At 44.9% G+C, this 10,472-nt stretch carries 14 protein-coding genes; 6 read left to right on the forward strand and 8 right to left on the reverse strand.

From position 1 onward, the window contains the following. The first annotated feature begins 82 nt into the window (after window positions 1-82). The 6 genes from arcA (at window position 83) to CAG68_RS05740 (ending at window position 4,672) form a co-directional block, all read left to right on the forward strand. Window positions 83-1,303, forward strand: a complete 1,221-nt coding sequence (gene arcA / locus CAG68_RS05715) for an arginine deiminase (protein ID WP_005381082.1) — start codon at window positions 83-85, stop codon at window positions 1,301-1,303. Window positions 1,304-1,459: 156 nt separating this feature from the next. After that, window positions 1,460-2,464 (forward strand): ornithine carbamoyltransferase, encoded by a 1,005-nt coding sequence (locus tag CAG68_RS05720; RefSeq protein ID WP_086047053.1) that lies wholly within the window; start codon window positions 1,460-1,462, stop codon window positions 2,462-2,464. A 99-nt stretch (window positions 2,465-2,563) separates the two neighbouring features. Next, on the forward strand, window positions 2,564-2,659 hold the full coding sequence (locus tag CAG68_RS05725; protein ID WP_005381084.1) for a hypothetical protein: 96 nt from the start codon (window positions 2,564-2,566) through the stop codon (window positions 2,657-2,659). A gap of 86 nt (window positions 2,660-2,745) precedes the next feature. Next, the gene (pyrB, locus tag CAG68_RS05730) at window positions 2,746-3,675 is read left to right on the forward strand and encodes an aspartate carbamoyltransferase (protein ID WP_054728866.1); all 930 of its coding nucleotides are present in this window, start codon (window positions 2,746-2,748) and stop codon (window positions 3,673-3,675) included. A gap of 15 nt (window positions 3,676-3,690) precedes the next feature. Next, the gene (gene pyrI, locus CAG68_RS05735; RefSeq protein ID WP_005381086.1) at window positions 3,691-4,152 is read left to right on the forward strand and encodes an aspartate carbamoyltransferase regulatory subunit; all 462 of its coding nucleotides are present in this window, start codon (window positions 3,691-3,693) and stop codon (window positions 4,150-4,152) included. 130 nt (window positions 4,153-4,282) lie between these two features. Further along, window positions 4,283-4,672 carry a RidA family protein gene (locus tag CAG68_RS05740; RefSeq protein ID WP_005381087.1) on the forward strand — a complete coding sequence of 130 codons (390 nt, stop codon included), beginning with the start codon at window positions 4,283-4,285 and terminating at the stop codon, window positions 4,670-4,672. An 86-nt stretch (window positions 4,673-4,758) separates the two neighbouring features. On the opposite strand, the gene CAG68_RS05745 is transcribed toward CAG68_RS05740, so the two are convergent. From CAG68_RS05745 to mlaF, 8 genes are all read right to left on the reverse strand, one after another. Then, window positions 4,759-5,484, reverse strand: a complete 726-nt coding sequence (locus CAG68_RS05745) for a 1-acylglycerol-3-phosphate O-acyltransferase (RefSeq protein ID WP_005381088.1) — start codon at window positions 5,482-5,484, stop codon at window positions 4,759-4,761. A 155-nt stretch (window positions 5,485-5,639) separates the two neighbouring features. Then, window positions 5,640-6,896, reverse strand: a complete 1,257-nt coding sequence (gene murA / locus CAG68_RS05750; RefSeq protein ID WP_005388419.1) for a UDP-N-acetylglucosamine 1-carboxyvinyltransferase — start codon at window positions 6,894-6,896, stop codon at window positions 5,640-5,642. A gap of 9 nt (window positions 6,897-6,905) precedes the next feature. After that, window positions 6,906-7,160 (reverse strand): BolA family iron metabolism protein IbaG, encoded by a 255-nt coding sequence (gene ibaG, locus CAG68_RS05755; protein ID WP_005381092.1) that lies wholly within the window; start codon window positions 7,158-7,160, stop codon window positions 6,906-6,908. A gap of 3 nt (window positions 7,161-7,163) precedes the next feature. Continuing rightward, entirely contained in the window at window positions 7,164-7,484 is a 321-nt protein-coding gene (locus tag CAG68_RS05760) for an STAS domain-containing protein (protein WP_054728869.1), read from the reverse strand. Next, window positions 7,484-8,122: a phospholipid-binding protein MlaC gene (gene mlaC / locus CAG68_RS05765; protein ID WP_005381098.1), complete on the reverse strand. Its 639-nt coding sequence runs from the start codon at window positions 8,120-8,122 to the stop codon at window positions 7,484-7,486. Before mlaC ends, CAG68_RS05760 begins: the two co-directional genes overlap by 1 nt. 2 nt (window positions 8,123-8,124) lie before the next feature. Beyond that, the gene (mlaD, locus tag CAG68_RS05770) at window positions 8,125-8,613 is read right to left on the reverse strand and encodes an outer membrane lipid asymmetry maintenance protein MlaD (RefSeq protein ID WP_005381099.1); all 489 of its coding nucleotides are present in this window, start codon (window positions 8,611-8,613) and stop codon (window positions 8,125-8,127) included. 2 nt (window positions 8,614-8,615) lie between these two features. Beyond that, the gene (gene mlaE / locus CAG68_RS05775; protein WP_005381100.1) at window positions 8,616-9,407 is read right to left on the reverse strand and encodes a lipid asymmetry maintenance ABC transporter permease subunit MlaE; all 792 of its coding nucleotides are present in this window, start codon (window positions 9,405-9,407) and stop codon (window positions 8,616-8,618) included. Beyond that, window positions 9,397-10,200 (reverse strand): phospholipid ABC transporter ATP-binding protein MlaF, encoded by an 804-nt coding sequence (mlaF, locus tag CAG68_RS05780; RefSeq protein WP_005388422.1) that lies wholly within the window; start codon window positions 10,198-10,200, stop codon window positions 9,397-9,399. Before mlaF ends, mlaE begins: the two co-directional genes overlap by 11 nt. Between the last annotated feature and the right edge of the window lie 272 nt (window positions 10,201-10,472).

The raw sequence follows: 10,472 nt of genomic DNA on the forward strand, positions 1-10,472 counted from the left end.
GAATATAAACAAAGCTTGATAACTTGCATCTTTCTAGGAAGCTTGTCATAACTAATGGCTGGAAAATTTGTAAGGATACAAAATGAGCAAGCTGTACGTTGGATCAGAAGTTGGTCAACTTCGACGAGTTCTATTAAATCGCCCTGAACGCGCCCTAACCCACTTAACTCCGTCAAACTGTCATGAGTTGCTATTTGATGACGTTCTTGCTGTAGAAGCGGCAGGTGAAGAGCACGATGCATTCGCACGTACGCTGCGCGAGCAAGACGTTGAAGTGCTTCTCCTCCACGATTTACTGGTCGAAACCCTCGCCGTTCCAGAAGCAAAACAATGGCTGCTGAACACTCAGATTTCTGACTTTCGCTACGGGCCAACATTTGCGCGAGACCTACGCCAATATTTTTCAGAAATGGATGATGAACATCTTGCCTGCATCTTTTTAGGTGGCTTAGCTTACTCAGAGCTACCGATCTCCTCATCTTCTATGCTGCCAAAAATGAAGCGTCCTCTCGACTTTGTTATTGAGCCACTGCCTAATCACCTCTTTACTCGTGATACCTCATGTTGGGTTTATGGCGGCGTTTCTCTTAACCCGATGATGATGCCTGCACGTCAACGTGAAACAAACCACCTACGTGCGATTTATCGTTGGCACCCAATTTTTGCTGGCCAAGATTTTATCAAATACTTCGGTGACGATGATCTGCATTATGATAATGCGAATGTCGAAGGCGGTGATGTGTTGGTTATTGGTAAAGGTGCAGTTCTGATCGGTATGTCTGAGCGTACGACCGCGCAAGGCGTAGAGAACCTTGCAGCGAGCCTATTTAAAGCAGGCCAAGCTACCGAGGTTATTGCAATTGATCTGCCTAAACACCGCTCATGTATGCATTTAGACACTGTGATGACCCATATGGATGTAGATACTTTCTCTGTCTACCCAGAGATCATGCGCAAAGATCTCGACACATGGCGCTTAACACCAAAAGGCAACGGTGAAATGCATGTTGAAGCCTCACATAACTATCTGCACGCGATTGAGTCCGCTCTTGGCTTAGATCAGCTGAAAATCATCACCACGGGTGGTGACAGTTATGAAGCGGAACGCGAACAATGGAATGATGCCAATAACGTTCTAACTGTAAAACCGGGCGTAGTAATTGGTTACGAACGCAACGTATACACCAACGAAAAATACGATAAAGCTGGCATCAAAGTACTGACAGTACCTGGTAACGAGCTTGGTCGCGGTCGCGGTGGCGCTCGCTGTATGAGCTGTCCAATAGAACGAGACGATATATAACTTACTCGTCCCTTTACATTAGGTGAATCAAAACTAAGGTTGATGTGAATACATCAACCTTTTTTAGCTTTAATTAAAAATAATTATTCACAATAAAAGCATTTATATGTTTTAATGAATTCTATTAATCTAATCACATGTACTAAGGGACGAGCTATGGCTTTCAATTTACGTAACCGCAACTTTTTGAAGCTATTGGACTTCTCAACCAAAGAAATCCAGTTTTTGCTCGAACTGTCTGCAGAGCTGAAAAAAGCTAAATATGCAGGAACAGAGCAGAAGACACTTAAAGGTAAAAACATCGCACTAATCTTTGAGAAATCTTCGACTCGTACCCGATGTGCGTTTGAAGTCGCTGCCTTTGACCAAGGTGCTCAAGTCTCTTACATCGGCCCTTCTGGCTCGCAGATCGGTCATAAGGAATCGATGAAAGACACCGCTCGCGTCCTTGGTCGTATGTATGACGGGATTGAATACCGAGGCTTTGGCCAATCCATTGTTGAAGAGCTTGGTACTTATGCTGGTGTTCCAGTGTGGAATGGTTTAACGGATGAGTTCCACCCAACCCAGATCCTTGCTGACTTCCTGACCATGCAAGAGCACGGCCGTGGTAAACAGCTACATGAAGTAACCTTCGCTTACCTAGGTGATGCGCGCAACAACATGGGTAACTCACTTATGGTGGGCGCAGCGAAAATGGGCATGGATATTCGCCTTGTCGCGCCAAAAGCATTCTGGCCTGAAGAAGATCTCGTGGCAACTTGTCAAACTATCGCGCAACAAACCGGTGCAAAAATCACGTTAACAGAAAGCGTTGAGGAAGGTGTGAAAGGTTGTGACTTCCTATACACCGACGTTTGGGTGTCTATGGGTGAGTCTGCCGAGGCATGGGATGAACGTGTAGCGTTAATGACACCTTATCAAATCAATATGGACGTGATTAAGCAAACGGGTAATCCACATGTGAAATTCATGCACTGCCTTCCAGCTTTCCACAATGATGAAACCACCGTCGGCAAAGAAGTCGCTGAAAAATACGGTATGAAAGGCCTTGAAGTAACAGAAGAGGTATTTGAATCGGAATACTCCATCGTATTCGACGAAGCTGAAAACCGTATGCATACCATCAAAGCCGTGATGGTTGCGACGCTAGGAAGCTAAACCAGCGCGCAAAAACAGCCGATAAAAACCATGATGTAATCGCTTGCGCTCACGAAAGTTAAGCGTATAATGCTCGGCAATTTGTCTGAGGATTAAGAAATGACCACGCTGATTGCTGACGTAAAAACGCGATTTGCTCTCGCTAAGCGACTACGCTTACGTGGTGTTATTTTCGTTAATTCTATTGAATTTTAAAACCTCCCCATTGGGGAGGTTTTTTTATGTCCAAAACTCCTTTCGGTTATTTGGATGTAGTCATCAATGTTATAGGGAAGAAGATCATGGCGAACTCGCTTTACCAGAAGCACATCATCTCTATTCCAGAGCTTTCACGCGAAGAACTGGAACTTATCGTAGAAACAGCAGGTAGCCTTAAAAAAGCACCTCGACCAGAACTGATTAAAAACAAAGTCGTTGCAAGTTGTTTCTTTGAACCATCAACACGTACACGTTTATCGTTTGAAACAGCGATTCAGCGCATTGGTGGTGACGTGATTGGCTTTGATAATGATGGTAATACCTCTCTGGCGAAAAAAGGCGAAACACTCGCAGATTCAGTACAAGTCATCTCTTCTTACGTCGATGCCTTTGTGATGCGTCATCCACAAGAAGGCGCCGCTCGCTTGGCCTCTGAATTTTCAAATGGCGTGCCAGTGATCAACGCGGGCGACGGTGCAAACCAACACCCAACTCAAACGCTACTCGACCTATACACCATAGCGGAAACACAAGGGCGTCTAGACAACCTGAACGTCGCATTCGTAGGTGACCTAAAATATGGCCGCACAGTGCACTCACTGACTCAAGCCTTAGCAAAGTTTAACAACATCCGCTTCTTCTTTGTTGCACCAGATGCGCTGGCAATGCCAGATTACATCTGCGAAGAACTAGACGAAGCTGGCATTCAATATAGCCTACACACAGACATGGAAAGTGTGATTCCTGAACTGGATATTCTGTACATGACTCGCGTACAGAAAGAACGCTTTGACGAATCGGAATACGCACATATTAAGTCGGCTTACATCCTAACGGCGACACTACTAGAAGGCGCGCGTGAGAACTTGAAAGTACTGCACCCACTACCACGTGTGGATGAAATCACAACTGATGTTGATAAAACGCCTCATGCTTACTTCTTCCAGCAAGCTCAAAATGGCGTGTATGCTCGCCAAGCACTGCTGGCGCTTGTTCTAAACGAAACACTGTAATCGAGGGGAAAAATCATGGCTAAAGAAACTCAATTGCAGGTAGAAGCAATCAAAAATGGTACGGTCATCGACCACATCCCTGCGCAAATCGGCATCAAAGTATTAAGACTGTTCGATATGCACAATTCATCACAACGCGTAACGATTGGACTGAACTTGCCATCATCAGCACTCGGTCATAAAGATCTACTCAAAATCGAAAATGTGTTTATCAATGAAGAGCAAGCGAGCAAGCTAGCGTTGTATGCTCCTCACGCGACCGTGAATCAAATCGAGAATTATGAAGTGGTGAAAAAGCTCGCGTTAGAGCTTCCTGAGCGCATCAATGATGTATTTGAATGCCCGAATTCAAACTGTATTTCTCATAATGAACCAGTAGAAAGCAGCTTTAGCGTGTTCGAGAAGAAACAAGAAATCCGCCTAAAGTGTAAATACTGCGAGAAAGTGTTCTCACGCGAGATCGTAACCGAGCGATAAACACGCCGCACGACTAGGCTGTGATACGTTTAAAATACCCTGCAATCTCAGGGTATTTTGCTCTTTACCTACCGAGGGTTTAGAGGCAAACTGAGAATCTTTATTCCCTACAACTGATGGAAAAAATCAAATGACGAAAGTACTTCACACTGAGTCTGCACCAGCAGCAATCGGTCCTTACGTTCAAGGCGTAGATCTAGGTAACATGGTTCTTACTTCAGGCCAAATCCCAGTAAACCCAGCGACAGGTGAAGTGTCTGCTGATATCGCAGAACAAGCTCGTCAGTCTCTAGAAAACGTAAAGGCTGTAGTTGAATCTTCAGGTCTTAAAGTATCTGATATTGTAAAGCTAACGGTTTTTGTTAAAGACCTAAATGACTTTGGCACAGTGAACGAAGTTTACGGCAAGTTCTTTGATGAGCACGGCGTAGCAAACTACCCTGCACGCTCTTGTGTAGAAGTGGCTCGCCTACCAAAAGATGTTGGCATCGAGATTGAAGCAATCGCTGTTCGCAAATAATTGCACTTGCTGACAAACATAAAAAAACGGGTAGCTCAGGCTACCCGTTTTTTTATTGTCTTTTCGTGATGATATCGCAGTAAAACTTAAGCAGCGTTGCGCTGTTTGACTTCTTCATCTAACGATTCAAGCTTCTCTTTCATCTGTTCACGACAGATATTCGCTAACTCGCGAATGCCCTCTTTACCATAGCCTTCAGTGCTGATTGGAGGTAGCATTTCAACAATCACATGACCATTGTTCCAACGGTTCAGCTTAATTTTATTCGTCGAGCTACATACGATAGGAATGATTGGCACACCTGCACCAATTGCCGCATGAAAAGCACCTGTTTTGAATGGCAGCAAACCACGCCCACGAGAACGCGTGCCTTCTGGGAACATCCACACCGAAACATCACTTTCTTTCATGCTGCTCACGACCTGATCGATAGTCCCTTTTGCTTTAGAGCGATTCGCTCGGTCAATTAGAATGTTACCCGTAAGCCAGTAAAGCTGACCAAACAGTGGCATCCAAGCCAAGCTCTTTTTACCTACTGTCACAACTTTCGGAGTCACAGCCGCAGAAACAGTAAACATGTCCCAGTTGTTCTGGTGGTTAGCAATGTAAACATGTTGGCCGCGTGAATACGCATCTTCAGGGATACGCAACTCTAACTTAATCCCAAACACACGAGACATCTTGGCAAACAAACGGCCAAAAGTGAAAACGTGCTTAGGGTTTCTAGGGCTTAATAGGCAGTAACCACAACCACCAATAAACATAACAATCGCAAAGATAGCGACAGCAAATACACGTAACAGTGCAATCATTCTTGTTCTCCAGGAACCGGCTTTTGCCAGATACAGCTATTAATATCTCTCTTTCCATAAAGGGAAAATATGGTCATGAGAGTGATATAAAAAAGCCGAAACTCAGGTTTCGGCTCTCTTGATATCCAAGTTACCTGCGGTGCAGTTTAACTTGCCTAGCTCACTCGCTCAATATTTGCGCCAAGTGCAGCCAGTTTATTTTCGATTTTGTCGTAACCACGGTCGATATGGTAAATACGATCAACGACGGTTTCGCCTTTAGCAATGCAACCTGCAATAACCAAACTAGCCGAAGCTCGTAGATCGGTTGCCATCACTTGCGCACCGCTGAGTGACTCAACATCACCACAGATAACCGTATTGCCTTCGATCTCAGCTTTAGCGCCCATACGCATGAGTTCTGGTACGTGCATAAAGCGGTTTTCAAAGATAGTCTCTGTGATCACGCCGCCACCTTTAGCCATCATGTTCAGAAGCGTAAATTGAGCTTGCATATCCGTCGGGAAACCAGGATGTGGCGCAGTACGTACACTTACCGCTTTTAGTTCGCGGTCGGTCATATCAACGGAGATCCAATCTTCACCCGTTTCGACAAGCGCGCCAGCTTCTTCCAGCTTGGCGAGAACCGCTTCAAGCAAATGAGCATTAGTGTTGCGACATACCACTTTACCGCCAGATACTGCTGCTGCGACAAGGAATGTTCCCGTCTCAATACGGTCAGCAACCACGTTGTGTTTACAACCGCCTAGGCGCTCAACACCTTCAATCGTAATGGTATCTGTGCCAGCGCCAGAGATTTTTGCGCCAAGCTTATTTAGGAAATCAGCGGTATCGACGATTTCAGGCTCACGCGCAGCGTTATCTAGTGTTGTTGTGCCTTCCGCCAGCGCTGCGGCACACATGATGGTGATCGTCGCGCCTACGCTGACTTTATCCATCACGATGTGCGCGCCTTTTAGACGACCATCCACTTCTGCTTTCACATAACCATCTTCTAATGTAATGGTTGCGCCAAGCTGCTCTAAACCAGAAATATGCAGATCCACAGGACGAGCGCCAATAGCACAACCGCCTGGTAAAGAAACCTGACCTTGACCAAAGCGCGCCACCAAAGGACCCAAAGCCCAAATAGAAGCACGCATGGTTTTCACCAAGTCATAAGGCGCACAGTATTCTGTAATACTGCTTGGATCAACATGAACAGAGCCATTGCGGCTTACTTTCGCGCCTAAACGCTTAAGCAATTCCATGGTTGTATCGATATCACGAAGGTGTGGTACGTTTGCCACTTCTACTGGCTCTTCCGCCAAGATAGACGCAAATAAAATCGGCAGTGCTGCGTTTTTTGCACCTGAAATGGTCACTTCACCAACTAGTGGTTTATCTGACCCAATAACTCGAAACTTTTCCATCAATAAACCTTAAAGCGACATCAATTTCTTATCACGAGCCCACTCTTCTGGTGTGAACGCTTTGATTGATAATGCGTGAATGTCGTTACGCTGGATGTATTCCATCAGAGGAGCATAAATTAGCTGCTGCTTCTTAACGCGGCTCATTCCATCGAAACAAGCATCAACAGCAACCACTTCATAGTGGCTACCTTCACCTTTCACATGCACTTCTTGAAGGTTTAGTGCTTCTTCTAATAACTGTTGTACTTTTGCGCTATCCACAATTTACCCCTGATAATTCTGTATGTGTTTGGCCACTAAAGATTCAACATTGCTCAGTTGAAACAAAGTGCGCAGTTGCGCCGGCACGAAACTGAGCATTATATGACAGTTTTGCTTTTTTGCATGCTCTAATAAGTGGATTAACATCACCATTCCTGCAGAGTCGACGCGCTCTATCTCTTTTAGCGAGCATTCCAGCTCCGATTGAGCAGGTTGCCATTGCTGTGCATACGCCCACAATGAAGGCACTGTATCTCTATCAAGTGCCCCTGTTAGCTTAAGAATGTTTTGATCCAATTGCCACTGAACGGGAGTCTGGGCCATTATTTCTTCGCCTCGAAACGGATCGGTTCTGCGGCCAATTTTTCTAAGTCTTTAGCAACAGATAGAATGCCTTCTTGACGAATTTTACTGTTCCATTCGGATTGTTTACTAGAAAGTAAACTAATGCCCTCTGCAATCATATCGAATGCTTCCCACTCTCCAGACTGGTTGTCTTTACGCAGTTTAAACTCAAGTTTGATGTTTGGACGCGGAGTATCGATGATATCAACTTTAATGCTTGTAATACGCTTAGAGTCATCAATGCTAGGCTCAGGACCAAACTCAATTTTTTGGTCAGAGTATTGCGTCAACACTTGTGCATAAGACGCAATCAGGTACGCACGAAATGCATCGATAAACTCAAGTACATCTTCACGCTTAGCACCTTTTAAGTTTGGACCAAGAAGTTTTAACCCTGCATAGCGGTAGTTGACGTAAGGCATTAGCTCTTCTTCAACGATCACTTTAAGTAAATTTGGATCTTGTTTGATTTTCGGCTGTTCGGCTTTCAATCTTTCAAACGTGACTTCAGCTACCTGCTTCATCATCTTATAAGGTTCAGTTTTATCCACCTCTGCTGCTGTTGCTCCAAAGACGCTAAACACAGCACAAACTGAAAGTAGTAATCTCGCTAACATAGTTATTCCTTACTTGAGTCGTCTGAACCACCTACGCTGTAGAGTACTTGACCAATTAAGTCTTCAAGCACAAGCGCCGATTTGGTGTCTTCGATGGTATCACCATCCACCAGCATGACTTCATCATCAAAAACGAAGCCAGGTACTAAACCAATGTATTGCTCACCAATCAGGCCAGATGTCAAAATTTGTACGCTCGACGTTTCTGGGAACTGATTGTATTTGCTATTGATAGATAGTGTTACAACTGGCAATAAGTTGTCTGGGTTAAGCGAAATACTACTTACTCGACCAATCACAACGCCCCCCACTTTTACGGGCGAACGAACTTTTAAACTGCCAATATTATCGAACTCGGCTTTGAGGGTATAAGTATCACCAGAGCCAATGCTTTTTACGTCAGCAACTTGAAAAATCATCACAAGAATCGCGCAAATTCCCGCTAATACAAAGCTGCCAACCCATAATTCAGTTTTACGTGTTTGTTGCATGATTAATTCCCAAACATCAATGCGGTCAGTACAAAGTCTAATCCTAGTACTGCTAAAGAAGAATGCACAACAGTGCGCGTAGTTGCTCGGCTGATCCCTTCCGATGTTGGAATAGCATCATAACCGTTAAATAGAGCGACCCAAGTAACCGTAATTGCAAACGCAAAACATTTGATCATACTGTTACCAATGTCTTGTCCTAGCTCAACAGAGGACTGCATCGCTGACCAAAAACTGCCGTGATCAACGCCTTTCCAGTCAACACCAACAAGCTGAGCGCCCCAAATTCCCACAGCCATGAAAATCATAGCCAGTAAAGGCATTGAGATAACCCCAGCCCAAAACCGTGGTGCAATCACTCGTTTCAATGGGTCTACCGCCATCATTTCAAGGCTAGACAGTTGTTCCGTTGCTTTCATTAGACCTATCTCTGCGGTTAACGCAGAACCGGCACGACCAGCAAACAAAAGTGCAGTAACAACAGGTCCTAATTCACGGAGTAACGAAAGCGCTACCATTTGCCCCAAACTGCCTTCTGCGCCGTAATCCACCAACACAACATAGCCTTGTAGACTCAAAACCATTCCAATGAACAGACCAGATACGACGATGATCGCCAGCGACTGAACACCAACAGAATAAAGTTGCTTAACAAGCAGAGGAAAGCTTCTGATCGGTTGTGGCTTAGAAAATAGCGCCCCAATCAACATGAAAGTCGCACGACCAAATGCTCCGCAAATAGAAAGCGTGCGTCGACCCAGCGAGGCGACAAAGTGAATGAAGTTATCGACCATCAAATAAGTCCTTTTCGATACTTTGAGAAGGGAAACGAAACGGTACAGGACCGTCGGCATCACCTTGTAAGAACTGCTGGACACGAGGATCAGAGTTTTGAGTCAGCTCTTCTGGCGTACCATAGGCGATGATTTTTCCATCGGCCATCAGGTATACCCAGTCAGCAATACTCATGACTTCAGGTACGTCGTGAGAAACCACAATAGAGGTCAAACCTAACGCTTGGTTTAGATTGCTAATTAGCTCAACCAAAACGCCCATAGTAATTGGGTCTTGCCCCACAAACGGCTCATCGTACATGATCAGATCAGGGTCAAGAGCGATTGCACGAGCCAAAGCAGCGCGTCTTGCCATACCACCTGAAAGCTCACTCGGCATTAATTGCGCCGCGCCGCGCAGACCGACAGCTTCGAGCTTGAGTAACACCATGGTGCGAATCAAGTCTTCCGATAAATCGGTATGCTCTCTCAATGGAAAGGCGACATTATCAAAAACATTCAAATCAGTGAATAAAGCCCCTGACTGGAACAACATGCTCATTTTCTTTCGAGCATGGTAGAGTTTTTTACGCGAGAGAGAGGGAATATTGTCGCCATCAAACCAGATCTCTCCTTGCTCGGGATACAACTGACCACCAATCAAACGCAGCAGTGTTGTTTTACCAATTCCCGATGGTCCCATAATGGCCGTCACTTTGCCCTCAGGAACATGCAGATCAATATCATCAAAGATCATGCGTTCTCCCCGTGAAAAAGTGAGGTTGTTCACGGTGACTAAATCGTTGTTCGACATATCATCTCTTCTACTGTAGGAGCGTTGCAACTCACGGAATCATCAAGCAGATACTCATCGGAGTTGAATTCTACGTTTAATAAAGTAACGTCGGTACATTTATTAGGCTGCAATCATAAGCACATTGGCGTTGAATTTAAAGCACTGTTCAATTAAATAAAGTCGAGTATATCCCTGCAATTTCTCATGGTTTATGACCGAATTAGCACGAAGTGTTTAAATCCTAGACCAGAATTGCTCATTTAAATGAGTGAGATTTACATACATTTTCG

The sequence above is a fragment of the Vibrio sp. V42_P2S4T144 genome, assembly GCF_009904715.1.
In the GTDB taxonomy this organism is placed as follows: Bacteria; Pseudomonadota; Gammaproteobacteria; order Enterobacterales; family Vibrionaceae; genus Vibrio; species Vibrio alginolyticus.

Excerpts from the sequence above, each read along its gene's own strand:
- CAG68_RS05745 (WP_005381088.1), bottom strand. The coding sequence starts at position 5,484 with ATGATTGCACTGTTACGTGTATTTGCTGTCGCTATCTTTGCGATTGTT.
- mlaF (WP_005388422.1), bottom strand. The coding sequence starts at position 10,200 with ATGTCGAACAACGATTTAGTCACCGTGAACAACCTCACTTTTTCACGG.
- arcA (WP_005381082.1), top strand. The coding sequence starts at position 83 with ATGAGCAAGCTGTACGTTGGATCAGAAGTTGGTCAACTTCGACGAGTT.
- CAG68_RS05740 (WP_005381087.1), top strand. The coding sequence starts at position 4,283 with ATGACGAAAGTACTTCACACTGAGTCTGCACCAGCAGCAATCGGTCCT.
- mlaD (WP_005381099.1), bottom strand. The coding sequence starts at position 8,613 with ATGCAACAAACACGTAAAACTGAATTATGGGTTGGCAGCTTTGTATTA.
- pyrB (WP_054728866.1), top strand. The coding sequence starts at position 2,746 with ATGGCGAACTCGCTTTACCAGAAGCACATCATCTCTATTCCAGAGCTT.
- mlaE (WP_005381100.1), bottom strand. The coding sequence starts at position 9,407 with ATGGTCGATAACTTCATTCACTTTGTCGCCTCGCTGGGTCGACGCACG.
- CAG68_RS05760 (WP_054728869.1), bottom strand. The coding sequence starts at position 7,484 with ATGGCCCAGACTCCCGTTCAGTGGCAATTGGATCAAAACATTCTTAAG.
- pyrI (WP_005381086.1), top strand. The coding sequence starts at position 3,691 with ATGGCTAAAGAAACTCAATTGCAGGTAGAAGCAATCAAAAATGGTACG.
- mlaC (WP_005381098.1), bottom strand. The coding sequence starts at position 8,122 with ATGTTAGCGAGATTACTACTTTCAGTTTGTGCTGTGTTTAGCGTCTTT.
- murA (WP_005388419.1), bottom strand. The coding sequence starts at position 6,896 with ATGGAAAAGTTTCGAGTTATTGGGTCAGATAAACCACTAGTTGGTGAA.
- CAG68_RS05725 (WP_005381084.1), top strand. The coding sequence starts at position 2,564 with ATGACCACGCTGATTGCTGACGTAAAAACGCGATTTGCTCTCGCTAAG.
- CAG68_RS05720 (WP_086047053.1), top strand. The coding sequence starts at position 1,460 with ATGGCTTTCAATTTACGTAACCGCAACTTTTTGAAGCTATTGGACTTC.